This window comes from Hydrogenophaga sp. NH-16 (assembly GCF_004006415.1).
Taxonomy (GTDB): domain Bacteria; phylum Pseudomonadota; class Gammaproteobacteria; order Burkholderiales; family Burkholderiaceae_C; genus Hydrogenophaga; species Hydrogenophaga pseudoflava.
In genome coordinates this window covers 667855-693822 of the sequence record NZ_CP029344.1, presented here as the reverse complement: position 1 = coordinate 693822, position 25968 = coordinate 667855, and the positions used below count along the sequence as shown (strand labels likewise).

Annotated in this window: 22 protein-coding genes and 2 pseudogenes; 9 read left to right on the top strand and 15 right to left on the bottom strand. The window is 69.3% G+C overall.

All coding sequences use genetic code 11. The features are described 5' to 3' along the window. Positions 1-118: 118 nt before the first annotated feature. Genes DD542_RS03325 through DD542_RS03315 form a run of 3 tightly spaced genes read right to left on the bottom strand, consistent with a single transcriptional unit; the run spans position 119 to position 2487 of the window. Complete coding sequence (locus DD542_RS03325; RefSeq protein WP_079366008.1) at positions 119-394, bottom strand: hypothetical protein; 276 nt, start codon at positions 392-394, stop codon at positions 119-121. Positions 395-403: 9 nt separating this feature from the next. Further along, positions 404-1021 carry a cytochrome c oxidase subunit 3 gene (locus DD542_RS03320; protein ID WP_127803795.1) on the bottom strand — a complete coding sequence of 206 codons (618 nt, stop codon included), beginning with the start codon at positions 1019-1021 and terminating at the stop codon, positions 404-406. A 23-nt stretch (positions 1022-1044) separates the two neighbouring features. Continuing rightward, positions 1045-2487 (bottom strand): PLP-dependent aminotransferase family protein, encoded by a 1443-nt coding sequence (locus DD542_RS03315; protein WP_241559768.1) that lies wholly within the window; start codon positions 2485-2487, stop codon positions 1045-1047. A gap of 202 nt (positions 2488-2689) precedes the next feature. Here DD542_RS03315 and DD542_RS03310 point away from each other — a divergent pair, with 202 nt between their 5' ends. Beyond that, positions 2690-3358, top strand: coding sequence for a hypothetical protein (locus tag DD542_RS03310; protein ID WP_127803793.1), 669 nt, complete (start codon positions 2690-2692; stop codon positions 3356-3358). An 18-nt stretch (positions 3359-3376) separates the two neighbouring features. Further along, positions 3377-4786 (top strand): cytochrome c oxidase accessory protein CcoG, encoded by a 1410-nt coding sequence (gene ccoG, locus DD542_RS03305; RefSeq protein WP_127803791.1) that lies wholly within the window; start codon positions 3377-3379, stop codon positions 4784-4786. A gap of 23 nt (positions 4787-4809) precedes the next feature. Here the strand turns inward: ccoG and pcaF are convergent, their stop codons facing one another. From pcaF to DD542_RS03275, 6 genes are read right to left on the bottom strand one after another with little or no spacing between them, the layout of a single operon-like run. After that, on the bottom strand, positions 4810-6012 hold the full coding sequence (gene pcaF / locus DD542_RS03300) for a 3-oxoadipyl-CoA thiolase (protein WP_127803789.1): 1203 nt from the start codon (positions 6010-6012) through the stop codon (positions 4810-4812). 11 nt (positions 6013-6023) lie between these two features. Further along, the gene (locus tag DD542_RS03295; protein WP_127803787.1) at positions 6024-7361 is read right to left on the bottom strand and encodes an MmgE/PrpD family protein; all 1338 of its coding nucleotides are present in this window, start codon (positions 7359-7361) and stop codon (positions 6024-6026) included. A gap of 2 nt (positions 7362-7363) precedes the next feature. Further along, the gene (locus DD542_RS03290; protein ID WP_127803785.1) at positions 7364-9418 is read right to left on the bottom strand and encodes a 3-hydroxyacyl-CoA dehydrogenase NAD-binding domain-containing protein; all 2055 of its coding nucleotides are present in this window, start codon (positions 9416-9418) and stop codon (positions 7364-7366) included. Positions 9419-9427: 9 nt separating this feature from the next. Continuing rightward, complete coding sequence (locus DD542_RS03285) at positions 9428-11524, bottom strand: acetate--CoA ligase family protein (RefSeq protein WP_127803783.1); 2097 nt, start codon at positions 11522-11524, stop codon at positions 9428-9430. Between the two features lie 5 nt (positions 11525-11529). Then, positions 11530-12321 carry an enoyl-CoA hydratase/isomerase family protein gene (locus tag DD542_RS03280; RefSeq protein WP_127803781.1) on the bottom strand — a complete coding sequence of 264 codons (792 nt, stop codon included), beginning with the start codon at positions 12319-12321 and terminating at the stop codon, positions 11530-11532. Positions 12322-12337: 16 nt separating this feature from the next. After that, positions 12338-13315 (bottom strand): tripartite tricarboxylate transporter substrate binding protein, encoded by a 978-nt coding sequence (locus tag DD542_RS03275; RefSeq protein WP_127803779.1) that lies wholly within the window; start codon positions 13313-13315, stop codon positions 12338-12340. Between the two features lie 196 nt (positions 13316-13511). On the opposite strand from DD542_RS03275, the gene DD542_RS03270 reads away from it, so the two are divergent. After that, positions 13512-14294: an IclR family transcriptional regulator gene (locus DD542_RS03270; RefSeq protein WP_127803777.1), complete on the top strand. Its 783-nt coding sequence runs from the start codon at positions 13512-13514 to the stop codon at positions 14292-14294. Between the two features lie 329 nt (positions 14295-14623). On the opposite strand, the gene DD542_RS03265 is transcribed toward DD542_RS03270, so the two are convergent. Next, on the bottom strand, positions 14624-15586 hold the full coding sequence (locus tag DD542_RS03265; protein WP_079365999.1) for a helix-turn-helix domain-containing protein: 963 nt from the start codon (positions 15584-15586) through the stop codon (positions 14624-14626). Between the two features lie 109 nt (positions 15587-15695). Between DD542_RS03265 and DD542_RS03260 the strand changes: the two genes are divergently transcribed. Both DD542_RS03260 and DD542_RS03255 read left to right on the top strand, forming a co-directional pair. Continuing rightward, positions 15696-15998, top strand: coding sequence for an antibiotic biosynthesis monooxygenase (locus tag DD542_RS03260; protein WP_079365998.1), 303 nt, complete (start codon positions 15696-15698; stop codon positions 15996-15998). 108 nt (positions 15999-16106) lie between these two features. Continuing rightward, a pseudogene (locus DD542_RS03255) lies at positions 16107-16772 on the top strand (dienelactone hydrolase family protein). A gap of 416 nt (positions 16773-17188) precedes the next feature. Here DD542_RS03255 and DD542_RS03250 read toward each other — a convergent pair. Further along, positions 17189-18715 carry a CoA-acylating methylmalonate-semialdehyde dehydrogenase gene (locus DD542_RS03250; protein WP_127803775.1) on the bottom strand — a complete coding sequence of 509 codons (1527 nt, stop codon included), beginning with the start codon at positions 18713-18715 and terminating at the stop codon, positions 17189-17191. 104 nt (positions 18716-18819) lie between these two features. On the opposite strand from DD542_RS03250, the gene DD542_RS03245 reads away from it, so the two are divergent. Together DD542_RS03245 and DD542_RS03240 are read left to right on the top strand one after the other, a co-directional pair. After that, positions 18820-19803 carry a LysR family transcriptional regulator gene (locus DD542_RS03245; RefSeq protein ID WP_127803773.1) on the top strand — a complete coding sequence of 328 codons (984 nt, stop codon included), beginning with the start codon at positions 18820-18822 and terminating at the stop codon, positions 19801-19803. Between the two features lie 54 nt (positions 19804-19857). Beyond that, on the top strand, positions 19858-20076 hold the full coding sequence (locus DD542_RS03240) for a hypothetical protein (RefSeq protein ID WP_127803771.1): 219 nt from the start codon (positions 19858-19860) through the stop codon (positions 20074-20076). 146 nt (positions 20077-20222) lie between these two features. On the opposite strand, the pseudogene DD542_RS03235 reads toward DD542_RS03240, so the two are convergent. From DD542_RS03235 to DD542_RS03225, 3 genes and pseudogenes are all read right to left on the bottom strand, one after another. Then, a pseudogene (locus DD542_RS03235) lies at positions 20223-20306 on the bottom strand (5-deoxy-glucuronate isomerase); the annotation flags it as partial. A 196-nt stretch (positions 20307-20502) separates the two neighbouring features. Next, the gene (locus tag DD542_RS03230; protein ID WP_127803769.1) at positions 20503-21450 is read right to left on the bottom strand and encodes an aldose 1-epimerase; all 948 of its coding nucleotides are present in this window, start codon (positions 21448-21450) and stop codon (positions 20503-20505) included. Positions 21451-21480: 30 nt separating this feature from the next. Continuing rightward, positions 21481-22413 carry an SMP-30/gluconolactonase/LRE family protein gene (locus DD542_RS03225; RefSeq protein WP_127803767.1) on the bottom strand — a complete coding sequence of 311 codons (933 nt, stop codon included), beginning with the start codon at positions 22411-22413 and terminating at the stop codon, positions 21481-21483. A 98-nt stretch (positions 22414-22511) separates the two neighbouring features. On the opposite strand from DD542_RS03225, the gene DD542_RS03220 reads away from it, so the two are divergent. After that, positions 22512-23315 carry an SDR family oxidoreductase gene (locus DD542_RS03220; RefSeq protein ID WP_127803765.1) on the top strand — a complete coding sequence of 268 codons (804 nt, stop codon included), beginning with the start codon at positions 22512-22514 and terminating at the stop codon, positions 23313-23315. Between the two features lie 114 nt (positions 23316-23429). Here the strand turns inward: DD542_RS03220 and DD542_RS03215 are convergent, their stop codons facing one another. Continuing rightward, on the bottom strand, positions 23430-24386 hold the full coding sequence (locus DD542_RS03215) for a LysR substrate-binding domain-containing protein (protein WP_127803762.1): 957 nt from the start codon (positions 24384-24386) through the stop codon (positions 23430-23432). Positions 24387-24502: 116 nt separating this feature from the next. Between DD542_RS03215 and DD542_RS03210 the strand changes: the two genes are divergently transcribed. Beyond that, positions 24503-25954 carry an aldehyde dehydrogenase family protein gene (locus DD542_RS03210; RefSeq protein ID WP_127803760.1) on the top strand — a complete coding sequence of 484 codons (1452 nt, stop codon included), beginning with the start codon at positions 24503-24505 and terminating at the stop codon, positions 25952-25954. Positions 25955-25968 lie beyond the last annotated feature (14 nt).

Genomic DNA, 25968 nt, shown 5'->3' with positions numbered 1-25968 from the left:
ACCTCACTTCTGTGCCGTGCAGTGCCCGCATCTCGTGGATCGAGTCCGACGCCACGGCCCCTCACCAGCGACCGGCCGGCGCACCGCCAGGCAGGCGGTGGCAACACCTGGCCCCCTGTCACCCTCCACCCAGCTCCCGCCAGCCGCTCACCAGCAAGGCCAGCGGTGCCAGGGCGGCAAACCCCAGCACGATGCGGTGAAACACCGCACCGGCCCGGTGCGATTCGAGGAAGTGCCGGATCAGCAGCAGCCCCTTGCCCCAGGCGATGAGTGCCACCGCGGCCGTCATCCAGGCGCGGCTGGCACCTGTGTGCGCCTCATGCGCGGCCAGCACGCTCAGGCAGGTCAACACCACCATCAGCAGCCAGGCAATGAACGGGGCTCTCAGTTTCATCCGGGCACCTCAGGCGAAGGCGTAGAACAGCGCAAAAATCATCAGCCACACCAGGTCGGTGGCGTGCCAGTAGGTGGCCAGCGACTCCAAGCCGCGCACATCACCACCCGAGTACGCGCCGGCACGCGCACGCGCCAGACACCAGACCATGCCGCCCAAGCCCCAGCAGGCGTGCACGAAGTGGTTGATGGTCAGGTAGTAATACACAACGACGAAGATGCCGCTGCCCGCGTCGATGCCGTGGGCCTGGTTCCACTGCCATTCCAGCAGCTTGAGGACCGGATAGCACAGCCCGATGACCAGGGCGGCCAGCTGCCACTGCAGGGCGCGCCGCACGTCGTGGTGGCGATGGGCATCGAGCGCCTGGGTCAGCGCATAGCCGCTGGTGACCATGACCAGGGTGACGCAGACACCGCCCAGAGTCCACAGGCGCGCGGCCCCTTCCTGAAACGCCTGCGGGTTGAACCAGCGCGAGACGAAGTACACGCTGAAAAACACCGCGAACTCCAGGTACTCCAGGCACACCGCGACCCACATGCCTTTGAAGCCGGGCACCGTGGGCTTCTCTGCGGCAGCGGCAACCTCATCCGAGTCCAGCACGGTGGGGGCCGGGGCGACTTGATTCATGTGGTGCATCACCTCGGTGGTGTTCAATCCCCGGCCGCAGCGATCTGCTCTCTGGCCATGCTGCCCAGCCGCTTCAGGGCGGCCCTGACCGGCGGGCCGACCGGGTGCCCGACGTTCAGGCGCAGGTGCCGCGTGAAGCGCCGGTCGGCCGAGAACAGCACCCCGGGCGCCGTGCTGATGGACTGCGCCATGGCCTGGTGGTGCAGGGCCAGGGCGTCCACGCCCGGCGGCAGTTCCAGCCACACGAAGTAGCCACCCTGCGGCTCGGTCATGCGGGTGCCCTTCGGAAAAAAGCGCTCGATCAGCGCCCGGGCCGCCGTGTGCTGGGTTTTGAGGGCTTCGCGCAGATGGCGCAGGTGGCGCTCGAAACCGCCCTGCACCAGGTATTCGGCCACGGCCAGTTGCGGCGGTATGGGCGAGGCCAGCGAGGTCATCATCTTCAGGCGCTCGACGTGCCTGGCGTAACGCCCGGCGGCGGCCCAGCCGACCCTGTAACCCGGTGCCAGCGATTTGGAGAACGACGAGCAGTGCAGCACCAGACCTTCCTGGTCGAAGGCCTTGGCGGGCAGGGGCCGGCGCGCGCCGAAGTGCAGCTCGGCGTACACGTCGTCCTCGATGAGGGGCACCCCGTGGCGCGCCAGCAGCTGCACCAGGGCCTGTTTTTTGGCGTTGGACATCAGCGCACCCAGCGGGTTCTGGAAGGTCGGCATGAACCAGCAGGCGGCCACCTTCTGGCGCTGGAGCAGGGTTTCGAGCGCGTCCAGCCGCACACCCTCGGCCGGGTCGGTCTCGACCTCCACCGCCTTCAGGTGCAGGCGCTCCAGTGCCTGCAGCGCCGCGTAGAAGGTGGGCGACTCGACCACCACCACATCCCCCGGCTGCGTCACCGCCTGCAGGCACAGGTTGAGCGCTTCCATGGCACCGTTGGTCACGATGAGTTCGTCGGGCAGCAGGGACACGCCGTTGAGCGCGTAGCGCCGCCCGACCTGGGCCCGCAGGGTTTCGTCGCCCGCGGTCAGCGCGCCCGAAATCTGCGCCGGCCGCAGGCGACGCATGGCCCGCGCCCCGCCCCGGGCCAAAGCCTCGAACGGGAACAGCTCGGGCGCCGGGAAGGCCGAGCCCAGCGGCACCACGTCCACATCGCGCGTGGAACCCAGCAACTCGAACACCAGTTCGCTGATCGCCACCGGGGTGATCCGCCCGCTGGGTTGGGCCGCTTCCGGCGGCTGGCCGGTGAGCGGTCGCCGTGCGCGCACGAAGTAGCCGGACCGCAACCGCGCCTCGACCAGCCCGTCGGATTCCAGCTGTGCATAGGCCTGGAAGATGGTGGAAGGACTGATGCCCCGCTGGCGGCGCAGCTCGCGCACCGAGGGCAGGCGGTCGCCCGGGCGCAGCACCCCCGCACGGATGCTGCCCGCCAGTTCATCGGCGAGTTGCTGGTAACGCGTCAAGGTGCCGGACGACATGTCTTCGAGGACCTCCAGGGGAAGGCTCGATGGTAGGGCGGTCGAAGGCACGCGGCTCATCTGCCGCAGTGTCCGACCTTTTCCTGAAGAAGGGTCGTATCAGAAGCAGGCATATCCATGGGGAGCAGCGCACAGCTGATACGGTCGGTTTTCAATCCATCTGAATCCTGCGCATCAGAGCCCCCGGCGGCACCATGGACGCATGTCTGCACACACCGCCCTCCTCCGCGTTCAACCGCGCGCGGCCCTGCCTTGTGCCCTGGTGCGACTGGCCGACATGGCCGCCAGCGGGTGCCTCGGCGTGGGCGTGCCCAGACACCTGGGTGGACAGGGCGGCCAACTGGAAGACCTGTTCCGCGACCCGGGCGCCCGCCACTGGCTGCAGGGCCTGCATCCCGCGGACCGGCTGGTATTCCTGTCCCAGCGCCTGGTGGTCGAGGCCCTGGTCAGGACCGACAACATCGGCCAGAGGGAACTGCACCTGCCCGACCTGCTCGGCGGCGCGACAGCAGGCGCTTCGGCGCTGGAGTCGCCACCCCTGGAGGCCAGGACCATGGGACTGGGCTGGCAGTTTCATGGGCTGCTGCGCGGGGTGCCCAACCTGCAATGGGATGGTTTCTCGTTGTTGCTGCCAGTGCAGACCGCAGGCCAGATCGAAGGCATGCTGCTCGTCCGCTCCGAGGAGAACGGACTCACCGTGCACCCTGGCGAGAACCCGGACCTGTGGTCGTCGGCCGCCTGCGGCGACGTGCAGTTCCAGCAGAGTTTTCTGCGCGCCGACGAATGGCTGGGCGACCAGCCGCTGTGGTCATCGCTGGTCCAGACCCATCAGATGCTGCGCGCCGGCTTGCACCACCTTCCACACCCGTAAACACCCACGAGGCACCCCATGCCCAAAGTCATCCCGATCCAGCCCGTCGAAGCCTGGACACCCGTTGACAAGATCCACGCCCGCGCCACCCAGGGCCTCTTCAACCGCTGGCGCTGGACCTTCGTGTGGTTGACGCAGGCCTTCTTCTACGGCGTGCCATGGCTGACCTGGAACGCGCGGCAGGCCGTGCTGTTCGACCTCGAAGCCAAGCGCTTCTACCTGTTCGGCGCCGTGCTCTTTCCGCAGGACCTCATCTACCTCGCGGCCCTGCTGGTCATCAGCGCCCTGCTGCTGTTCTTTGCCACCGCGGTGGTCGGGCGGGTCTGGTGTGGCTTCGCCTGTCCCCAGACCGTCTACACGTCCCTCTTCATGTGGATCGAACACCGGTTTGAAGGCAGCCCGCAGAACCGCAAGCGCCTGGACCAGGCGGGCTGGGGCCCGGAGAAGCTGCTGCGCCGGGGCGGCAAGCACCTGGCCTGGGCGGCGTTTGGCCTGTGGACGGGCTTCACCTTCGTGGGTTATTTCACCGCCATCCGGCCGCTGGCGGCCGACATCCTGTCACTGTCCGTGGGGCCCTGGACCAGTTTCTGGGTCCTGTTCTACGGCCTGTTCACCTACCTCAACGCCGGCCTGGTGCGCGAGAAGGTCTGTCTGCACATGTGCCCCTACGGACGCTTCCAGGGCTCGCTGATGGACGAGCGCACCCTCAACGTGGCCTACGACCACCGGCGGGGTGAACCCCGGCGCGGCCGTGTCGACAACGACCATCGGAGCGTGAACCAGGGTCACTGCATCGACTGCACCCTGTGCGTGCAGGTCTGTCCCACGGGCATCGACATCCGCAACGGCCTGCAGGCCGCGTGCATCGGCTGCGGCCTGTGCATCGACGCCTGCGACGACGTGATGGACAAGGTGCACGCCCCCAAGGGCCTGATCCGCATGGCCTCCCTGCACGAACTGGGTGGTGCCGCCAGCAGCCGGCGCCCCTTCCTGCGGCGCGTGTGGCGCACCCGGGTCTGGGTCTACGGCGGTCTTCTGACCCTGGTGATCGCCGCCACCGTCGCAGCATTCGCCACCCGGCCGGAAGTCCGCATGAACGTCATCCGCGACCGCTCGGTCATGGCGCGCCAGGTGGAACAGGGGGCGGTGGAGAACGTCTACACGCTGCAGCTGATGAACGCGTCGGACCACACCCGCAGGGTGGTGGTGGCCGTGGAGCCGTCTCACCTGGTGAGCCTTCACCAACCCATCACCGCAGAGCTGGGGCCGGCAGAGGCCACCACCATCACGGCCACCGTCCGCATGCCCAGCGTCGAGGCGGCGCAACACGCCGGCGAGGTGGTGCCCATCCGCTTCGTGGTGGCTTCGCCCGAACGGGCAGGCCAGGCAGAAGTGGACGAGCCATCCACCTTCCTGGTCCCACGGTAACCCACGAAACAAAATGGGTCAGGTCACACCCGCTCCAGCACCACCGCAATGCCCTGCCCCACCCCGATGCACATGGTGCACAGCGCATAGCGGCCACCGCTGCGGTGCAGCTGGTTGACGGCGGTGGTGGCCAGGCGGGCGCCACTCGCGCCCAGGGGATGGCCCAGGGCGATGGCGCCACCGTTGGGGTTGACGCGCGCGTCGTCGTCGGCCAGGCCGAGGTCGCGCAGCACGGCCAGGCCCTGGGCGGCAAAGGCCTCGTTGAGTTCGATCACGTCCATCTGCGCCAGCGATAGCCCGGTGAGCGCCAGCACCTTGCGCGTGGCGGGTGCCGGGCCCATGCCCATGATGCGCGGCGGCACACCGGCGGTGGCCATGCCCACCACCCGGGCGCGCGGCGTAAGGCCATGTCGCGCAGCGGCGGCTTCGCTGGCCAGCAGCAACGCGGCGGCGCCGTCGTTCACGCCCGAGGCATTGCCGGCGGTCACGCTGCCCTCAGGCCGCACCACACCTTTGAGTTTGGCCAGCGCCTCCAGCGTGGTGGCGCGCGGGTGTTCGTCGCGGTTCACCACCAGGGCATCGCCCTTCTTCTGCGGCACATGCACCGGCACGATCTCGGCGTCGAACACGCCCGCCTCTTGCGCCGCCAGGGCCTTGGTCTGCGAGGCCACGGCCATGCGGTCCTGGTCGGCGCGCGAGATGTTGAACTCGGTCGCCACGTTCTCCGCCGTCTCGGGCATGCTGTCCACGCCGTACTGCGCCTTCATCAGCTTGTTGACGAAGCGCCAGCCGATGGTGGTGTCTTCCACGCTGTTGGCGCGCGAGAAGGCGCTGGTGGCCTTGGGCATCACGAACGGCGCGCGGCTCATGCTCTCCACACCGCCCGCGATCATCAGCTCGGCCTCGCCGCTCCTGATGGCGCGCGCCGCCGTGCCCAGCGCGTCCAGGCCCGAGCCGCACAGGCGGTTGACCGTGGAGCCCGGTGTCGAGACCGGCAGGCCGGCCAGCAGCGCGCTCATGCGCGCCACATTGCGGTTGTCTTCGCCGGCCTGGTTGGCGCAGCCGTAGACCACGTCGGCCACCGCTTCCCAGTCCATTTGCGCATGGCGCTCCATCAGGGCCCGCAGCGGGACCGCGCCGAGGTCGTCGGCGCGCACGCCGGAGAGAGCACCGCCGTAGCGGCCAAAGGGGGTGCGCACGGCGTCGCAGATGAAGGCGTGGGTCATGTTGTCTCCGTTCAGGGAAGTTGGGCGCTCTGGTGCAGTTGCCAGATGCGGGCGAGCAGCGCGCGCGCCGGGGTCTCGCCGATCACCGGCGTGGCCAGCTCCATCAGCTTGCCTTCGAGGTCGGCGTCGGAAAGCGGCAGTTCCGGGTCGCCCTTGCGGTCGGGCTGCAGCAACGTGAGCTGGCGGCCATCGCGCAGGGTGATGGTCACGTGCGCACCGCGCCGGGCCGGGAAGGCGGCGTCCACGGCGAGGTCCAGCGCCTTGTGAATGCGCTGCATCAGCGCCCGCGTGGCCGGGTCGTTCAGCCGGTCCGGCTCGAAGGCCGAAAGGCGCACGCTGCCGTGCACCAGCGCGGTGGCCACCATGTAATGCAGGCTGAAGCGGGCCTGGTCGGCGTTCTGCGGGTCCACATGGGGAGCGATGTCCAGCGTGGGCTGGTAGACACCGAGCGACACGCGCTCGATGTCGGCATGGGTAAAGCCGTGTCGCTGCTGCAAGGCCAGGGCACCGTCGATGGCGGCGAAGGTGTGGCCGCAACCGATGTGGTTCTTGAAGGTCAGGCGGGTGATGTGGAAGTCGCTGCCCAGCGTGGCGCCCACGGCGGACCAGTCGGGGCCTTCGCTCATGGCCTGGCCCAGCCCGGATTCGCCTTCCAGCACGTCGAGCGAGCTGCGCAGGCCGCCCGCGGCGAGTTGTGCGGCCAGCACGCCGGCCTCGGCCGCACGCCCGGCGTGCAGCGGTTTGGCCATGGCTTCCAGGCGGAAGGCCTGCTGCAGGCCCGCGGTCATGGTGGCGGCGATGGCCAGCGCGTGGGCGAAGGCCGCCTCGTCCAGCTGCAGCAGACTCGCCGCGGCGGCGGCAGCGCCAAAGCTGCCCATGGTGCCGGTGTTGTGCCAGTACCGGTAGTGCGGGCGCCCCATCACCACGCCGATGCGGGTGGAGATTTCGTAGCCCAGCACCACGGCGCGCAGGAACGCGGGACCGCCCGCCGCTGTGGATTGCGCCACGGCCAGCGCGGCGGCAATGGTGGCCGCGCCGGGGTGGTACATCGCGTCGCGGAAGCTGTCGTCCACCTCGGCCGCGTGGGCGGCCGTGCCCTGGATCAGGGCCGCCGCGCGCGGGGTGGCGTTTCGGCCCTGCACCAGCCGGGCTGCGCCCCGGTCCAGGTCGTCGGCCAGGGTCTGCATCAGCACCTGCACCGCGGGTGTGTCCAGGCCGGGGTAGATCGAGGCGTACCAGTCGATCACCGCACGCTGGGCGTGATGCGCCACCTCGGCCGACAAGGGCATCCGGGCAAAGCCCGTGGCAAAGCCCGTGGCAAAGCGTGCGAAGGTTTCAACGGCGTGCATGGTCAGTCCTCCGGTGTGAGCAGGTGGCGCAGGTCGCCGGCCACAAAGCCCGGCCCGCTGAGCCCGGCCAGCCAACGCATGTCGTCCTGCAGCGCGTCGGCACCGCGCTCGCGTGCCCAGAACACGGCGCCGCCTTCCCAGCGCGGGAAACCATAGCCGTTGACCAGCACCACGTCCACGTCGGTCGCACGCTCGGCCACGCCTTCGGCCAGCAGCAGCGCGGCCTCGTTGACGATGGCCAGCAGCGCGCGGCACACGATCTCGTCGTCGCCGAGCTCGCGGGGCTGCAGACCCTTGTCCGCGCGGGCCTGCGCGATGAGTGCGTGCACGGCCTCATCCACCTGCGGGCCCTTGCCGCCTTCGGGGTAGCGGTAGTAGCCCGCACCGGTCTTGCGGCCCAGGCGCCCGGCTTCGCAGAGGCGGTCGGGGATGTGCACATAGCGTGCACGCGGGTCGCGCGTGGCGGCCTGGGCCTGGCGCATGCGCCAAGCGATGTCCAGACCCGACAGGTCGGCCACCGCGAATGGCCCCATGGCAAAACCGAAGGCCTGCAGCGCGGCGTCCACCTGCTCGGGCCAGGCGCCCTCCTCGATCATGAACTCGCACTGGCGGCGGTAGGCCGCGTACAGGCGGTTGCCGATGAAACCGAAGGCGTTGCCGGTCAGCACCGGCCGCTTCTTCAGCCGTTTGCCCAGCGCGAGGCCGGTGGCCAGCGCGTCGGGCGCAGAGGCCTGGCCGCGCACCACTTCCATCAGCTTCATGACGTGGGCCGGGCTGAAGAAATGCAGGCCGATCACGTCCTGAGGCCTTGACGTGGCCGCGGCGATGGCGTCCAGATCGAGGTACGAGGTATTGGACGCCAGCACCGCGCCCGGTCGCGCCACCGCGTCGATGCGCCGGAACACCTGCTGCTTCACCCCGAGGTCTTCGAACACGGCTTCGATGACCAGATCGGCACTGGCCAGTTCGGCCCAGTCCAGGCTGGTCTGCAGGCGGGCTTCCACTGCGGCGGCTGCGCCTGCACCCAGCTTGCCTGCCTGCACCCGGCCGGCATAGTGCGCCTGGATGCGCGCAGCCCCGCGCTCCAGCGCCGCGGCGTCCTGCTCCAGCAGCAGCACGCGGTAGCCGGCGTCGAGTGCGGCGATGGCGATGCCCGACCCCATGGTGCCGGCGCCGATCACCGCCACGCGCTCGACCTTGCGCGGTGTGGCCTCGCCCAGCGACGGGTGTTTGGCACTGTCGCGTTCGGCAAAGAACTGGTGGCGCAGGGCACGGGCCTCGCGCGAGACACGCAGCCGCTGGAACACCGCACGCTCGTCGGCCAGCCCGTCGTCGAAGCCGACCTGGGCCGTCGCTGTGATGGCGTCGATGGCCGCCTGCACCGCAGGCCGGCGCTTGCCCGCCTTGAACGCAGCGGTCGTGGCCGCAGCCACTTCCGCGCTCGCGGCCGGCGACACCCCCCGTTCGCGCACCAGCCGCTTCTCTCCCCTGAGCTGCCGGGCGTGCGCGACCGCGGTTGCGCGCAGGTCCTCGGTGGCGATCTGGTCCACCAGACCAGCCTCCAGCGCGGCCGCAGCGGGCACGCGTTCGCCCGAGCAGATCATCCGGATCGCGCGGGGAATGCCCACGATGCGCGGCAGCCGCTGCGTGCCACCGGCGCCGGGGATGATGCCCAGCGTCACCTCGGGCAGACCGACCACCGTGCCCGGCGCGGCAACGCGTGCGTCGCAGCCGAGTGCCAACTCGAAGCCCCCGCCCAGCGCGGCGCCATGCAACGCAGCGACCACAGGCTTGCCACAGGTCTCGATGGCCGCAATCACGGCCGGCAGCTGCGGCTCGGTCAGCGGCTGGCCGAACTCGCGCAGGTCGGAACCCGCGATGAAGGTGCTGCCCGCGCCGATGAGCACCGCACCTTCCAGCGTGTCGTCGTTGCGCAGGGTCTCGATGGCGGTCATCAGCCCCTGCCGCACGGCAGCCGAGCCGGCGTTGATGGGTGGGTTGTCAATCACGATGACAGCGATCTCGCCGTCCCGTTCCAGGTGCACGCGTGGCGTCATGCGGGTTCCTCAGGCCAGCACGACCACGCCGTCGGCGGCGCTCACGCCCAGGCCTTGTGCGCGCACGAACACCGGGTTGATCTCGGCCTCCACCAGGCGGTCGCCCAGTTGTGCCGCCATGCGGGAGAACGCCACGATGGCGTCCACCAGCGCCTCCACGTCTGCCTTGGGCCGACCCCGGAAGCCATCGAGCAGCGGCCAGGTCTTGAGGTCCTTTGCCATCGACAAGGCATCGGCGCGGCTCAGCGCCTTGAGACCCTGCGCGTCCTGCGTCAGCAGGCGCATGGTTGTGTCCTTGAACAGCTCGGCCGTCACGCCGCCCATGCCCAGCAGCACGGCCGTGCCCAGTGCATCGCGGTGCATGCCCAGGATCAGCTCGGTGCCGCCGCCCACCATCTCCTGCACGAGGAAGCGGTCCGGGCGCACGCCCGCCTTGGCCTGCACGTCCGCGGTCATGCTGACCAGGCGTTCACCCACGGTCTCGGGCGTGAGGCCGATGGCCACGCCCCCCACATCGCTCTTGTGCGTGATCTGCGACGAGAGGATCTTGAGCACCACGCGGCCACCCAGCTCGCGCGCCGCGGCCGCGGCTTCGGCCGGCGTGGTGACGATGCGCTCGGCCGCACAGGGCACCTGGAAGCGCGCGAACAGCTGCTTGGCCTGGGCCTCGTCCAGCGAGCCCGAAGGCAGATCGCCCGTGTCGACGACACCCACCGTGTCCTTCTCTTCGACCGGTGCCACAAAGCTGCCGACCCTGAACATGGCGGCCAGCGCGGCGGTGCAGCTTTCGGCCGCCGCAAAGGCGGGCACGCCGTGGCGCGTGAGCAGGGCCCCCACGTCGGGCGCGTGCGGGCTCACATAGGCCATCACCGGTTTGTCCGAATCGGGCAGGCAGTCGCGGATGGCGTTGGCCATCAGCTCGGGCATGGCCAGGCTGGACGAGCCGACGATGATCACCAGTGCGTCGTAGCTCGGGCTGGCCAGCAGGGCGCGGATCGCGCCGCGCAGCAGGTCGGGCCGCAGCCCGGCCAGGGTCACGTCGATCGGGTTGCGGTCCAGCACGGCTTCGCTGCCGGTCTGCAGCGCGCGCAGGGCCTCGGCCGTGGCCGCGTCGGGTGCCGGGGTCTCGAAGCCCGCCACGCCCAGGTCGTCGGACACCAGCGTGCCGGCGCCGCCGGTGCTGGTGAGGATGGCCACGCGCTGCCCGCGCATGTGGCGGCCCGTGGCCAGGGCCACGGGGATGTCCAGCAGGTCGTTGAAGGTCCGCGCGCGGATCACGCCCACCTGCCGGAACAGCGCGTCGTACATGCGGTCGGCGCCCGCCATGGCGCCGGTGTGCGACACGGCGGCCTGGGCGCCCGCCTCCGAACGGCCGATCTTGAACGCCACCACCGGCTTGCCCTTGCCCGCTGCCTTCAGGCAGGCGGCACGGAACCTGGCCGGATCGCGCACGGTTTCGACGTACAGCGCAATCACCTGGGTGGCCGGGTCGTCGGCCAGGTGGTCGATGAAATCGGCCAGCTCCAGGTCCACCTCGTTGCTGGTGGAGATCAGCTTGGACAGGCCGATGCCCCGGGCCGCCGCCCGCGACAGCAGCGAGCCCAGGATGCCGCCACTCTGCGACACCACGCCGATGCCACCCACCGGGAACTCATCCATCTCCAGCGCGCCGGTGGCCGAGAGCACGATGCTGTCGGTGAGGTTCACCAGCCCGATGGTGTTGGGGCCCAGGATGCGCATGGACCCGGCCGCCTCCACCAACTGCTTCTGGCGGCGCGCGCCGTCTTCACCTGTCTCGGTGTAGCCGCTGGCCAGCACGATGGCGGCCGCGCAACCGCGCGCCGAGAGCTCTTTCACCGCGAGGTGGGCACGTTCGGCACCGAGCAGCACGATGGCGACATCGGGCGTCTCTGGCAACGAAGCGATGTCGGGGTAACACGGCAGGTCGCCAATGCGGTCGGCCTTGGGGTTCACCGGCAGGATGCGGCCGGCAAAGCCGTGCTTCTGCAGATAGGCCACCGGGCGGCCGGCGGTTTTGGTCGGGTCGGCCGAGGCGCCGATGATGGCAACGCTGCGCGGCTGCAGCAGGCGGGAGATCGCGTCCATGGTCTTCACTCCTTGCCGGCGGCCTTGGCCAGAAACGCTTCCACCGAAGCGCGGTGCTCGCTGCTGGTGTAGCAGATGCCCTGCGCCTGGCTGCCCTGGGCGAACACGTCGTGCGAGCTCAGCTCGAAGCTCTGGTTGAGGATGGTCTTGGTCAGCGCGATGGCCGTGCCGGAGGCCTGGCTCAGCTCGGCGGCCCAGGCCTGCGCGTCGGCCAGCAGGGTGTCGGTGCCGGTCTTGCGGTCCACGATGCCCAGCGCCAGCGCCTCGTCCACCAAGACCCGCCGGCCGGTGAAGATGAGTTCCTTGGCCCTGGCCAGGCCCACACGGCGCGGCAGGAAGTACATGCCGCCGCCGTCCGGGATGATGCCGCGCAGCACATAGGACCAGGCGAAGCTCGCCCACTCGCTGGCGATGATGAAGTCGCAGGCCAGCGCGGTGTCGGCCCCCAGGCCCGAGGCCGCGCCGTTCACGGCCGCAATCACCGGCTTGGGGCAGGTGTGCAGCAGGGCCTGCGTGTGGTGCACGCGCTGCTGGCGGTGCCAGCCGTTGAACCCCACCTCGCCGGCCGGGGCGTTCATGCGCTTTTGCATGCCCGCAATGTCGCCCCCGGCGCAGAAGCCCTTGCCGGCACCGGTGAGCACCAGGGCGCGGATCGCCTTGTCGGCGGTCACCGACTCCAGTGCGTGGATGAATTCCGAGCGCATGCCGTCGCTCATGGCGTTGCGCTTGTCGGGGCGGTTGAGGGTGAGCGTGGCAATGCCTTCGCTCACGGTCAGTTCGATCAGTGAGTAGTCCATGTCGGGCATCCGCGGCTCAGTCGGCCTTGATGTTGTTTTCCTTGACGATCTTTCTCCAGCGCGCCTCTTCGGTCTTCACATAGCGGTCGAACTCCGCGGGATCGGACGCGTTGACGACCAGGCCTTCGTGCTCCACCTTCTTCACGAACTCGGGGCTTTGCGCGGCCTTCTTGATGGCGGCATTGAGCTTGGCGATCACGGGGGCCGGCGTGCCGGCGGGGACGAAGAAGCCGTACCAGCTCTCCACCGAGTAGCCCGGCACCGTGGCGGCCACGGTGGGCACCCCCTTGAAGGCGGGCGATGGCTCGGGCGTGGTCACCGCCAGGGCGCGCAGCTTGCCCTGTTCCACCATGCTGGACACCGCGGCGGCGGTGCCGAAGAACAGGTCCACCTGGCCACCGAGCAGGTCGTTCATGGCCGGGCCCGCACCGCGGTAGGGGATGTGCAGCAGGTCGGCCTTGGTGAGGTTGACGAACATTTCACCGGCCAGGTGGGCCGAGGTGCCGTTGCCCTGGGAAGCGTAGGTCAGCTTCTTGCCCGACTTCACCGCGTCCAGCACGTCCTTCACCGACTTGTACGGGCTTTCCGTGCGCACCACCAGCACGTTCGGGCCCCGGCCAACCAGGCTCACCGGCGCGAACGCGGTGTCGTTGTTGTAGGGCAGCTTGGAGAGCAGGCTGGGGTTCACGGCGTGCGCCATGGTGGCGATCACCAGGGTGTAGCCGTCCGGTGCGCTCTTGGCCACCAGGTCGGTGCCGATCACCGTGCCGGCACCGGGCTTGTTTTCGACGATCACCGTCTGGCCCAGCGCCTGCGACATGCCCAGGCCGAGGGTGCGGGCGATCAGGTCGGTGCCACCGCCGGGGGCGAAGGGCACGACGATGCGCACCGGCTTGTCCGCCGGGTACTCGGCATGGGCCGCACCGGCGAACGCCGCCAGACTCAGGCACAGGCCGCTGGCGACGCTTCGCAGGGAAATGGGAAAGAACTTCATGGGGTGTCTCCTGGGTGGAAAGGGGTCGGGAGCTGCCTCTGGTTCGGCGCCGCATCGACCGGTTGGGCGAGTCCTGAGCTTATGGGTGCATGGCCTCTTTGAGACCCTCTCAATTCCAATCAGTGGAATTTAGAATGACCTTGTGAACGAGTGAAATGCTGCCCAGACACCTGGGCAAACCCTCGAAAGGCACGCCATGAACCCGCTCGAAGAACACCCCGGCCGATCGGCCGCGAACCGCTCCCTGCTGCGCGGCGCCGACATCCTGCGCGCCTTCCGGCCGGGGTCGGACCTGCTGGGCAACAGCGAGATCGCGGAGCGCACCGGCCTGTCCAACTCCACGGTGAGCCGCCTCACCCAGACCCTGGTCGCGGCCGGCCTGCTGCAGCAGGACCGCGCCCGCCGCGCCTACCGGCTGGCGCCGCTGGTGCTCAGCCTCGGGCATGCGATGCGATCGGGCTCGCAGGTGCTGGCCATCGCCGCCCCGCGCATGCGCGCCCTGGCCGAGCGCGAACGCATCAACGTCGGCCTGGCCTACCCCGACCGGGACGAGATGGTCTACCTGGAGTCGATCCGCTACAACCGCCGCGTTGCTTTGCGCAATGTCGTGTCCGGCCAGCGCGTGCCCATGGAACTCACCTCACTGGGCCGGGCGTACCTGGCCACGGTGCCCGACGAACGCTACGCGCTGCTCGAACCCATCTTCAGGAAGCGCAATGGCCGGCACTGGCCCGAGATCAGACGGGCCATCGAAACGTCGACGGACCACATGAAGTCCAAGGGCTACTGCTGGGCCAGCTGGCAACCTGAGGTCCTGGCGCTGGCCACCGCGTTCCCTTCTTCCGAAGGCATCTGCGTCATCAACGTCAGCATGTCCACGCAGGAACAACCCGAGCGCTGGATCAGGACCCTCGCCCCCCATTTGCTGCGCCTGAAAGAGGACATCTGCCTGGAGCTGTCGAAGCTTCCCGAACCTTGAGGGTCTTCGGCGCTGCCTCCCGCCCACCAGACCGCCCGCAGTCGACCCCTGTCCCGTTGGGCAGGGCCCCGTGCGCCGCCGCGCGGCGCCTCGCTCGCTGGACCGGTGCACCGGGGCGCCCTGCGCCGCTCATGTCCCCCGACGGCCTGCGGCCGTCTCCTCCTTTACTTCGCTCTGCAGGACACCCCGGCGCGCCGGTCCGGGGGTTGGCGCGCGTGGCGGCGGTCATTCACCTTTCGGATTGACCTGTTTCGGCCAGGAGCAGGCATTGGGAGATGACTGCTCCTGGGCGGTTCAATGCTCCGGCGTGCGGCCCAGTGCAAATCCGATCAGCCGCCGGCGCGCAACTCCCGCACGCCGCGGCCCAGCTTGCGTCGCAACAAGGCGCGCAGGGTCACGCCGTCGGAGTAGCCGATCTGCGCGGCGATCTGGTCGACGCTGTCGGTGCTGGTGCGCAGCAGATGAACAGCACGCTCGACGCGCAGATCCTGGAAATACGACAGTGGTGACCTACCCAACACGCCCTGCAGGCGTCGCGCCAAGGTGCGCTCGCTGGTCCCTGTTGCGACGGCCGCTTGTGCAAGAGAGAACCCGTGCGCGAGCCGCTGGCGGGCCCAGCTTTCGAAGCGCTCGACTACCGGGTCGGCGTGGGCAAGGTGATCGGGGATCACGAACTCCGCTTGCGAGCCGCGTGCCTCGACCAGCAGGTAACGCGCCGCCAGCGCCGCCAGCGTCGGGCTGCAGCTGCGCACGATGCTCAACGCCAGATCAAGGTGGGCCAAGGCGGCACCGGCCGTGGTGAAGCCGGCCGAGTTCACGAGCATGCGGGAATCATCGAGCAGCACGCGCGGATAGCGCTGCCGGAACATCGGCGCCAGCCACCATGAGGTCGTGGCGCGTTGACCGTCGAGCAGCGCGCTCTCCGCCAGCAAGAAGGTGCCGGTGCAGGCGGCACCGACCGCCGCTCCGGCGCCGGACCACTGCTGCAACGCGACGACCGCGTCGGCCACGTCCGCACATGCCAGCCGCGCCGCGAGCGTGTCCGGCATCTTGGCGCCAAGCGCGGGCATGAGCACGACGTCGGGGTTCTGCACACCGTGCACGGGCACCACGGGCACTGTCAGACCTTGCGCCGTGCGCACGCGGCGCTGCACGCCGACCAGCGTGACCTCGATAGGCGCTGGCGGCTGTTCGAGCGAGCCCGCCAGTGCGTTGGCCGTGCTGAGTGTGTCGGTCAGGGCCGCCAAGCCCAGGTCGAACACGCCATCCAAGACAAGCAGGTGAATTCGCATGGCAGAAATGATATCAATATTGTCTTTCCTGCCCCTCGTGGAAATTGCCGACACCGCTTAAGCTGCGGGCTCCCTGAAACACCCACCCGTAAAGACCAAGGATCACGCCATGACCAAGTTCGCCCTGTTCGTCCGTCTCGAAGCCAAACCCGGCCAGGAGGCCGCGGTTGCCGAATTCCTGGCCGGCGCGCTGCCGCTCGCCAACGCGGAGTCGGGCACCACCGCCTGGTTCGCCTTGAAGTTCGGCCCCTCGACCTTCGGCGTGTTTGACGCCTTTGCCGACGAGGCCGGGCGCGAGGCTCACCTGCAAGGCGCCATCGCCGCCGCATTGATGGCCAACGCCGCTGCGCTGCTGAGCACGCCGCCAGTCATCGAGAAAATCGATCTGCTGGCGGCGAAGTTGCCGGGCTGATAAGTCGCACCCATCACCGCACGCACCGCCGCACCGACACAGGCTTCGTCCTGACTCGACTGCGCAGCAGCCCAAGCGGAAACCCACATTCTCCCGGCTGACCGGGCGATGCCGGCTGGCCCCGGCAAGTTCCCGGTGATGCTGGTGGTGCAGGAGATCTTCGGCGTGCACGAGCACATCAAGGACATGTGCCGCCGCTACGCCAAGATGGGTGACTTCGCCATCGCGCCCGAGATGTTCGCCCGCCAGGGCGATGTGTCGAGGATGACCGACATCCCGGCCATCCTGTCGCAGGCGGTGTCCAAGGTGCCCGACGCCCAGGTCTGCGCCGACCTCGACGCCACCCTTGGCTTTGCACGCGCCAGCGGCCACGCCGACGCCAAGCGCACCGGCCTAGTGGGCTACTCCCGGGGCGGCCGCACGGCCTGGGTCTACGCCCGCCACAACGGCAACCTGAACGCCGCCGTGGCGTACGACGGCCTGCTCGAAGGCCTGAAGACGCCCGAGCTGCGCCCGCAGGACCCGATCGACTTCGCCGACGAGATCAGGGTGCCGGTGCTGGGCCTGTAATCCGGCATCGACGCCTTCGTCAAGCAGGAGACCATCGCCAAGATGCGCGGCCTGATCAACCAGGGCGGCAGCGGCTCGGAGATCGTGGTGTTCCCAAACGTCGACCACGGCTTCAACGCCGATTACCGGCCCACCTACGACAAGGCTGCCGCCACCTACGCGCAAAAGCTGGCGGGCGACTGGTTCAAGAAGTACCGCGTCTGACGCCAGGATGCACAGCCCCGCCGCCGGCAGTGCATCAACCCGCGCACACGGCAAGTAAAGATCGTGGCAGTGCCGCTGCGGCTTGCACCGACTTGCCTGGAGGGGCGTTCAGCCGGCAGCTTCAAGGTGGCGAGATCAGGACAGCGAATGTCCCCTCAGGGTCGAAACGAGACCCTGACCCGCCATACCGAGAAGGCTCGACAAGCACGCGATCCCCGATGGGCGCTCCGACGCGAATCCAGGTCTGAGCTGGGATGGAGGGCGAAGCGAAGTAAAGGAGGAGGACCGGGCAAAGCCCGGTCCGGGGGGACATGAGCGCAGCCCTCCGCCCCAGCCCAGACCCGCCACAGAAGCAGCCAAAGAAAAAGCCTCGCCACGCCAAAGCGCAACGAGGCCATCCAGACAGTCGAAAAAGATTACTTGGCCGTCGGCATCACGAACTCGGCACCCTTGCCAATGCTCTCGGGCCAGCGCTGCATGATCGACTTCTGCTTGGTGTAGAAGCGCACGCCCTCTTCGCCATAGGCGTGCATGTCGCCAAACAGGCTCTTCTTCCAGCCACCAAAGCCCTGCCACGCCATCGGCACCGGGATCGGCACGTTGATGCCCACCATGCCCACCTGGATGCGGCGCGCGAATTCGCGCGCCACGTTGCCGTCGCGGGTGAAGCAGCTCGTGCCGTTGCCGAACTCGTGGTCGTTGATGAGCTGCACGGCTTCGCCGAAGTCGGCCACGCGCACGCAGCTGAGCACCGGGCCGAAGATCTCTTCCTTGTAGATCTTCATGTCGGTCGTCACGTGGTCGAACAGCGTGCCGCCCATCCAGAAGCCGCCCTCGCAGCCCTCACCGGCCAGCTTCGCATCGAAGCCGCGGCCATCGACCAGCAGCTGCGCGCCTTCGGCAGCGCCGGCGTCGATGTAGCCGCTGATGCGGGCATGCGCGGCGGCGGTGACGATGGGGCCCATCTCGGCGGCCAGGTTGGTGCCGTTGAGCACCTTCAGCGTCTTCGTGCGCTCGATCAGCTTGGGCATGATCTTCTCGGCCACGTCGCCCACCAGAACCGCCACGCTGATGGCCATGCAGCGCTCGCCGGCCGAGCCGTAGGCCGCGCCGACCAGGGCGTCCACCGCCTGGTCCAGGTCGGCGTCGGGCATCACCACCATGTGGTTCTTCGCGCCGCCCAGGGCCTGCACGCGCTTGCCGTGGTGGGCGCCGGTTTCGTAGATGTAGTTGGCGATGGGGGTGGAGCCGACGAAGCTGATGGCCTTCACGTCCGGGTGCACCAGCAGCGCGTCCACGGCCTCCTTGTCACCGTGCACGACGTTGAACACACCATCGGGCAGACCGGCCTGCTTGAGCAGGTCGGCGATCAACAGCGACGGGGTCGGATCGGTCGGGCTGGGCTTGAGCACGAAGGTGTTGCCAGCGGCAATCGCCACCGGGAACATCCACATGGGCACCATGACCGGGAAGTTGAACGGCGTGATGCCGGCCACCACGCCCAGGGGCTGGCGGATGGTCCAGTTGTCCATGCCGGTGGAGACCTGGTCGGTGAAGTCGCCCTTGAGCAGCTGCGGGATGCCACAGGCGAACTCGATGATGTCGATGCCGCGGGCCACTTCGCCCTGCGCGTCGGTGAAGACCTTGCCGTGTTCGGCGGTGATGGCGTGGGCCAGCTCGTCCTTGTGCTGGTTGACCAGCTCCAGGAACTTGAACATCACGCGGGCGCGGCGGATCGGCGGCGTGTCGGACCAGGCGGGGAACGCGGCCTGCGCGGCGGCCACCGCGGCATCCACGTCCGCGGCGTTGGCCAGCGGCACCTGGCCGGTGACGGCGCCGGTGGCGGGGTTGGTCACGGTCTGGCTGCGCGTGGCGCTGCCGGCGAAGCGGGCGCCCGCGACGTAGTGCGGAATGTCGGTGACGGCGGGGTGGCGTGCGTTCATGAATGTGTCTCCGGTGGATGAATGCCCGCAGTCTAGGAACCGGACCTCGTCGATACAAGACCGAAACCTTGAATTGATTGTTCACATTGGTGAACAATCGGGCCATGAACGAACAGAAGATCCATGAGCTGTGGGGCCACGTGCACTGGCTCACCGTGCTGGACCAGCAGGGCAGCTACACGGCCGCTGCCGCGCGGCTGGGTGTGAGCAAGGCGGCCATGAGCCAGCGCATCGCCGAGCTGGAGCGGCTGGCGGGCGTGGCCCTGGTGCAGCGCACGACGCGCAGCGTGCGCCTGACCGAGGCCGGCCAGCGCCTGGCCGACCAGGCACGCCCGGCTTTCGAGCAGATCGCGCAGAGCGTGGCCCAGGTGCGCGACCTGGCCGGCGCGCCGCGGGGTCTGGTGCGGCTGACGGCGCCGGTGGCGCTGGCGCGGCAACAGCTGGTGCCGCGGCTGGTCGAGTTCCTGCGCCAGCACCCGGAGGTCCGCATCGAGCTGAACCTGTCGGACCGGCTGTCCTCGCTGGCCACCGAGGGCTTCGACCTCGCGATCCGCCACACCGCCCACCCGCCCGACACCCACGTCGCCTGGACGCTCTGCGCCACGCGCTCGGTTCTGGTGGCCAGCCGCACCTACCTTCGCCGCCACGGCACGCCCCGGCACCCCTCGGACCTGGTGGAGCACAACTGCCTGCACTACCCGCGTTCGCAGGACAACCCGGCCTGGACGCTGGAGCCGCGCGATGCTCGCCTGGGCGAGCGCGTGACGGTGCAGGTGCGCGGCTCGCTGGCCGCCAACAACAGCGAGGCGCTGCGCGACGCGGCCCTGGACGGGCTGGGCATCGCGCTGCTGCCGGACTTCAGCGCGCAGGCGGCCCTGAAAGCCGGCAAGCTGGTGGAGGTGCTGCCCGGCTGGACGCCGGTGGGCTCGTTCGCCGACCGGCTCTACGCGATCCGCCCATATTCGGCCCACGTGCCGCTGGCGGTGTCGGCGCTGGTGAACTTCCTGCGCGAGGCGCTGGCGGACGGGTTCGGCGATCTGGAGAGCGCTCCCCAAAACACCGGACATACATCACGACACAAAACCTAGGGTTTACCCTATACTGCAGTGCAGCAAATCCGCTGTTGTCATCAGGAGCGTGTCATGAGCACTGCAACCTTTTCCCATTCCGCCCACTTTCTGAGCACCGTCCGCGAAATGTTCGCCGGCTGGTTCGACTCGCGCACGGCCAAGACGGCCCGCCCCCTGACCCGCTTCGAAGAAGCCGAGCAGCTGCGCGCCATGGCCGACGACGTGGCCAAGAGCGATCCGGCGTTCGCGCAAGACCTTTACGCGGCAGCCGATCGCCATGAACTGGCCTGACACCTCGACGGAGTGCGTGTCTGCACTCCAGGGGTATCGCGGAACCGGCTTTGCCGGGCCGCAGATGCCGTTCCCCCCTCCCCGCCCCGCAGGCGCGCCAGAGAGGGGGAAGCCGCGTCAGCGGCGCAGGGGGGAGAGCACGCTCCCTACGTCAACAGCCATTCGTGCGCCGGGTCGTTCTTGAAGCCCCAGAAGCGGTTCGGCCCTGCCATCACGTTGGGGTAGTCGAGGGCGGGCAGCGCGTGGTGTTCTATGCCAGCCGCACCATGTCGCACGGCCACGAGACCACCACCGGAGTCATCAGCACCGCCGGCACGCGGCAGGTGGGCATGGGCACGCACCTCAGCCGTGTGCAATAACGCGTTGCGGGCGGTGAGCGCCTAGCACCGCTGAGGCTCACCGAGGCCACGCGCATCGGCCAGGCGATCACGCAGTCGCTGCGGACCGGTCTGCCGGTGACGTGCTGAAGCGCCACGCCACCACCAGTGCCATGGACTGGCCTGGCGCCACCTCGGTCCAGCCGGGCTGGCCGGGCAAATGCGCGGCGTCGATGGGGTGGCTGATCGGCTCGAAGCAGAACACCGGCGGTTCGGCCGGCGCGTAGAGCAGGCAGTCCGGGCGCGCCTGCGAACCGTCGGGCAGCGTCAGCGTGCTGTGCATGCGCAGCGCCAGGTCGCGCTCGGGCCATTCGATCAGCGCCTCGCCGTCCCAGCCACCGAACCCGTTGTCGATCACGAGGCGGTCCACCAGCGCGCCCTGGCCCAGGTTCCAGCCTTCGGGGAAGTCGGTGGTGTAGCCGGTCGGGATCTTGTCGGGCCGGGCCAGCCACACGCCATCGACGCGGGCGCTCAGGCGGCACGCGGGCGTGCGCGTGAACCAGGGGTGCTGGGCCAGGCCGAAGGGCAGCGGATGTTCGCCCCGGTTGGTCACGCTCAGCGACTGCACCATGCCCCCGTCGACCAGGGTGAACGACTGGCTGGCCTCGTAGTGGTACGGGCTGCCGCCGTAGCCCGCGCTGCGCAGCTGCATCTGCACACCGTCGTCTTCGCTGGAACGGGTCAGCTGCCAGGGCTGCAGCCAGCCGTCGCCGTGGATCGGGTACGGGTCGTCGGGCGTGTTGGGGGCCAGCGCATGGAAGCGCCCGGCGTGCTCGAAGCCGCCGCCGCTGATGCGGTTGGACCAGGGCAGCAGCGGGTAGCTGGCCAGCGCCTGCATGCGCGGGGTGCGGCCGTCCCACGCCCGCCAGAGGTCGACCGGCTCACCATCGCGCACCCACTGCCAGGCCACAACACCGCCGCCGGCACCGGGCATCACCGCCAGCCGCTGCGCGTGCTGCTCGATCCAGTGCACACCGCCAAAACTCTGTTCGCCCATGGTCTGCTCCTGTGGTGGGTGTGTTGAAGATCAGCCGGCGAAGGGCGACGCGGGAAGGCCCGCCACACCCGGCCGCACGGCAAACAGGCCACCGGCCAGCGGCTCGCGGGCCAGCGCCGCCTCGTCCAGGCTGAAGCGCGCGGAGGTGATGAACAGGGTCGAGAGGTCCGGCCCGCCGAAGGTACACGAGGTCACCTGGCTCACCGGCAGGCGCACCCGGGCCAGTTCCTGGGCGGTGTCGGGGTCGTGGCAGGTGACGCAGCCGCCGCCCCAGTGGCAGATCCACACCCGCCCCAGCGCATCGGTGGTCATGCCATCGGGCACGCCGTCCTCCGGCGCGAACTGCAGCCAGAGGCGGCGCCCGCCGATCTCGCCGGTGTCGGGATCGCTGTCGTAGGCCAGCACCTGGCCGTTGACGGTGTCGTTGAACAGCATGGTCCGGCCCTGGGCGATCCAGGTCGGGCCATTTGTGACGGCGAAGCCTTCGTCCATGCGCGCCCAGGCGCCGTCGGCCCCGACGCGGTAGAGCGAGCCGGTGGGCAGCGCGCAACCGAAGTCCATGCTGCCCATCCACCAGCGCCCTGCGGCGTCGCAGCGGGCGTCGTTGAAGCGGTTGTCGCTGCGTTCGGGTTCGGGCTTGCACAGGTAGCGCGGCGGCTGGCCCGGCTGGTCGGGGTTCCAGAACGCCGGCCCCCGGCGCAACGCGATCGCCAGGCCCTCGCCGGTGCGGCGCTCGGCCAGCGCGGACACCTCCTCGTCAAAGGTCCAGCTCTGCCGCGCGCCGGTGGCGGGATCGAGCCGGTGGATGTGGCGCGAGAGGATGTCGACCCAGAACAGGCACCGCCGGGTCACCGACCAGAGCCCGCCCTCGCCCAGCACCGCCGCCGCCGGCCAGAGGCAGCGCACCTCGTCGGTCACCTGGAAGGGCTCGCGGTGGGCGGGTACGGAAGGCAGGCGCGGCATGGTGTCTCCAGGGGGCGGGGCTTGACGTTCGGCGCATTATGCGTTCAGATTGATAACTGTTTGATTGCAATTTTGATTTTTCAGATATCTATTTATATATGTCACCCACCAGCAACCCCGACGTCCCCGCCGCCCACCCGCAGGCCGCCCGCTACCCCAGCCTGCAGGACCGCCGGGTGTTCGTCACCGGCGGCGCCACCGGCATCGGTGCGGCGGTCGTGGCGGCCCTGGCCCGCCAGGGCGCCCAGGTCGCCTTTGTCGATGTGGCGGCGTCCGCCGCCGAAGCGCTCTCGCAGCAACTGGCCGACGAGGGGCACGCCCACCCCTGGTGGCGCGCGGTCGACGTCAAGGACATCGCAGCGCTGCAGGCCGCCATTGCGGACGCGGCGGCCGCCCTGGGCGACTTCGGCGTGCTGGTCAACAACGTGGCCAGCGACGACCGCCACCGCCTGGAAGACCTCACGCCCGCCTACTTCGACGAGCGCATGGCCATCAACCAGCGCCCCGCCCTGTTCGCGGTGCAGTCGGTGGTGCCCGGCATGCGCCGCCTGGGCGGCGGCTCGGTGATCAACTTCGGCTCCATCGGCTGGCAGACCAAGAACCCGGACTACCCCTGCTACGCCATCGCCAAGTCGTCGGTGAACGGGCTCACCCGCGGGCTGGCCGCCTCGCTGGGCAAGGACCACATCCGCGTCAACACCATCACGCCGGGCTGGGTGATGACCGAGCGGCAGGTGCGGCTGTGGCTGGACGCCGCGGGCGAGCAGGAGATCGCGCGCAACCAGTGCCTGCCCGACCAGCTGCGGCCGGACCACGTGGCCAGCATGGTGCTGTTCCTGGCGGCCGACGATTCGGCGATGTGTACCGCACAGGAGTTCGTCGTCGACGGCGGCTGGACCTGAAGCGATGCCCCCTTCCAGGGGCACCGAGGAACCGGCTCCGCCGGGCCTCAGGTGCCGTCCCCCTCCCGCCGAAGGCGAGAGAGGGGGAAGACGCGAAGCGGCGCAGGGGGTGCATCAGGCTGACAGCCTGATGCCATATTGCGTCAGGCACGTCTGCTTGAGCGCCTTCATCATCACCTTGGCGCCGGGCGAGAGCAGGCGGTCGGTGCGGGTGATGAGGCCGAAGGCGTCCATGTGGCAGGGCATGTCCATGGGCAGCACGCTCAGCAGCCCGTGCGAGGCGTAGTAGTTCGCCACCTCGCTCGCCACCACGCCCACCATGTCGCTCTGCTGCAGCATGCGCGTCATGAACAGCAGGGCCGAGGTCTCGATGGTGTTGATCGGCGGGCTCAGCCCCTCCTGCTGGAACATCAGGTCGAAGCGGTGGCGCAGCACGCTGCCGGCCGGCGGCACGATCCAGCCCGCGCCGTGCACGTCGCGCAGGCCCAGGTTGCTCACCCCCATCAGCGGATGCCCCGGGCGCGTCACGGCAGACACCAGCTCCCCGGTCAGCGGCTCGTAGGCCAGGTTGCCCTTGTCGTGTTCGGCGAACAGGCGCCCCACCACGATGTCCAGCTTGCCCTGCTCCAGATGGTCCAGCAGCACCGGGCTGGTCTCGATCTCCAGCGAAATCCGCAGATTGGGATGCTCCTGCTTGACCAGGGCCACCGCCGGCGGCAGCAGGCTCAGGCCGGGCGAGGTGATGGCGCCGATGCCGACCTGGCCGAAGTGGCCGGTCTTCAGCGCCAACAGCTCATCGTGCGCCTGGTTCAGGCTGGCCAGCGCCATGCGTGCGTGGCGGATCATGGTCTCGCCGTACCAGGTCGGGCTCATGCCCCGGGGCAGGCGCTCGAACAGCGGCACGCCCAGCACCTCCTCCAGGTCCTTGAGCAGCTTGGACGCCGCCGGCTGGGTCATGCTCAGCACCTGGGCCGCGCGGTGGATGTTGCCCTCCTCGGCCAGGGCCACCAGCAGCAGCAGCTGGCGCGTCTTGAGCCGGGCGCGGATGAACCAGTGGTTGTAGTTGCTCATCAGGGGTTTTCGAGAATGCCAAGAAAGATATCAATTTTGTCTGAAAAACGATTGGATTGATATTAAAAACGCTTCTAGACTGCCGGCCAACGTCACCACTGGGCATCAGCAAGCACATGAAACTCGGCGAGATCCGGCACCAGCCGCGGCACCTGATCAATGGCCGCTGGGTCAGCGGTGCCACCACCGGCATCAGCGTCAACCCCTCGGACACGCGGGAGGTGGTGGCCGAGTTCGCCCGCGCCGACCGCAACCAGACCGAACTGGCGATCGCCGCCGCGGCCGACGCCCTGCCGCAGTGGAGCCTGAGCACCCCGCAGCGCCGCGCCGACGCGCTGGACCTGGCCGGCAGCGAGCTGCTGGCGCGCAAGGACGAGCTGGGCGAGCTGCTGGCGCGCGAGGAAGGCAAGACCTTGCCCGAGGCCATCGCCGAGGTCGCGCGGGCCGGCAACATCTTCAAGTTCTTCGCCGGCGAGGCGCTGCGCATCGGCGGCGAGACCCTGGCCTCGGTGCGACCCGGGGTGCAGGTCGACATCACCCGCGAGCCGGTCGGCGTGGTCGCGGTGATCGCGCCCTGGAACTTTCCCTTCGCCATCCCCGCCTGGAAGATCGCGCCGGCCTTGGCCTACGGCAACACCGTGGTGTTCAAGCCGGCCGAGCTGGTGCCCACCTGCGGCTGGGCGCTGGCCGAAATCCTCAGCCGCTGCGGCCTGCCCGCCGGCACCTTCAACCTCATCATGGGCAGCGGCCGCGAGGTCGGCCAGACCCTGGTGGAGCACCCGCGGGTCAACGCCATCAGCTTCACGGGCTCGGTGTCCACCGGGCGCCGCATCCTCACCGCCACCGCCGCGCGGCAGGCCAAGGTGCAGCTGGAGATGGGCGGCAAGAACCCGCTGGTGGTGCTGGCCGACGCCGACCTGGACCAGGCGGTGGACTGCGCGCTGCAGGGCTCGTACTTCTCCACCGGCCAGCGCTGCACCGCGTCCAGCCGCCTGATCGTGGAGGCGCCGGTGCATGACGCCTTCGTCGCCCGGCTGACCCAGCGCCTGGCCGCGCTGAAGGTGGGCCACGCCCTCACCCGCGGCACCGAGATGGGCCCGGTGGTCGACGGCGCCCAGCTGGAGCAGAACCTGTCCTACATGGCCATCGGCGCGGACGAAGGCGCCGAGCACGTCTTTGGCGGCGAGCGCCTGGAGCGCGAGACCCCCGGCCACTACATGAGCCCTGCGCTGTGGCTGGCCGAACCCGGGCACCGCATCGCCCGCGAAGAGATCTTCGGTCCCATCGCCTGCGTGCTGCGGGCCGACGACTACGGGCACGCGCTCGAACTGGCGAACGACACGCCGTTCGGTCTGTGTGCCGGCCTCTGCACCACCTCGCTCAAGCACGCGACGCACTTCCGTCGCCACGCGCAGGTGGGCATGACCATGGTGAACCTGCCGACCGCCGGCGTGGATTTCCATGTTCCGTTCGGCGGACGCAAGGACTCCAGCCACGGATCCCGGGAACAAGGCCGCTACGCGGCGGAGTTCTATACCACCGTCAAGACCAGTTACATGCTGGCCTGACCTTTAGCTTCAAC

Bases quoted from the DNA above. Each gene is read 5' to 3' on its own strand.
- DD542_RS03325 (WP_079366008.1), bottom strand. From the start codon at position 394: ATGAAACTGAGAGCCCCGTTCATTGCCTGGCTGCTGATGGTGGTGTTG.
- DD542_RS03320 (WP_127803795.1), bottom strand. From the start codon at position 1,021: ATGAATCAAGTCGCCCCGGCCCCCACCGTGCTGGACTCGGATGAGGTT.
- DD542_RS03315 (WP_241559768.1), bottom strand. From the start codon at position 2,487: ATGTCGTCCGGCACCTTGACGCGTTACCAGCAACTCGCCGATGAACTG.
- DD542_RS03310 (WP_127803793.1), top strand. From the start codon at position 2,690: ATGTCTGCACACACCGCCCTCCTCCGCGTTCAACCGCGCGCGGCCCTG.
- ccoG (WP_127803791.1), top strand. From the start codon at position 3,377: ATGCCCAAAGTCATCCCGATCCAGCCCGTCGAAGCCTGGACACCCGTT.
- pcaF (WP_127803789.1), bottom strand. From the start codon at position 6,012: ATGACCCACGCCTTCATCTGCGACGCCGTGCGCACCCCCTTTGGCCGC.
- DD542_RS03295 (WP_127803787.1), bottom strand. From the start codon at position 7,361: ATGCACGCCGTTGAAACCTTCGCACGCTTTGCCACGGGCTTTGCCACG.
- DD542_RS03290 (WP_127803785.1), bottom strand. From the start codon at position 9,418: ATGACGCCACGCGTGCACCTGGAACGGGACGGCGAGATCGCTGTCATC.
- DD542_RS03285 (WP_127803783.1), bottom strand. From the start codon at position 11,524: ATGGACGCGATCTCCCGCCTGCTGCAGCCGCGCAGCGTTGCCATCATC.
- DD542_RS03280 (WP_127803781.1), bottom strand. From the start codon at position 12,321: ATGGACTACTCACTGATCGAACTGACCGTGAGCGAAGGCATTGCCACG.
- DD542_RS03275 (WP_127803779.1), bottom strand. From the start codon at position 13,315: ATGAAGTTCTTTCCCATTTCCCTGCGAAGCGTCGCCAGCGGCCTGTGC.
- DD542_RS03270 (WP_127803777.1), top strand. From the start codon at position 13,512: ATGAACCCGCTCGAAGAACACCCCGGCCGATCGGCCGCGAACCGCTCC.
- DD542_RS03265 (WP_079365999.1), bottom strand. From the start codon at position 15,586: ATGCGAATTCACCTGCTTGTCTTGGATGGCGTGTTCGACCTGGGCTTG.
- DD542_RS03260 (WP_079365998.1), top strand. From the start codon at position 15,696: ATGACCAAGTTCGCCCTGTTCGTCCGTCTCGAAGCCAAACCCGGCCAG.
- DD542_RS03250 (WP_127803775.1), bottom strand. From the start codon at position 18,715: ATGAACGCACGCCACCCCGCCGTCACCGACATTCCGCACTACGTCGCG.
- DD542_RS03245 (WP_127803773.1), top strand. From the start codon at position 18,820: ATGAACGAACAGAAGATCCATGAGCTGTGGGGCCACGTGCACTGGCTC.
- DD542_RS03240 (WP_127803771.1), top strand. From the start codon at position 19,858: ATGAGCACTGCAACCTTTTCCCATTCCGCCCACTTTCTGAGCACCGTC.
- DD542_RS03230 (WP_127803769.1), bottom strand. From the start codon at position 21,450: ATGGGCGAACAGAGTTTTGGCGGTGTGCACTGGATCGAGCAGCACGCG.
- DD542_RS03225 (WP_127803767.1), bottom strand. From the start codon at position 22,413: ATGCCGCGCCTGCCTTCCGTACCCGCCCACCGCGAGCCCTTCCAGGTG.
- DD542_RS03220 (WP_127803765.1), top strand. From the start codon at position 22,512: ATGTCACCCACCAGCAACCCCGACGTCCCCGCCGCCCACCCGCAGGCC.
- DD542_RS03215 (WP_127803762.1), bottom strand. From the start codon at position 24,386: ATGAGCAACTACAACCACTGGTTCATCCGCGCCCGGCTCAAGACGCGC.
- DD542_RS03210 (WP_127803760.1), top strand. From the start codon at position 24,503: ATGAAACTCGGCGAGATCCGGCACCAGCCGCGGCACCTGATCAATGGC.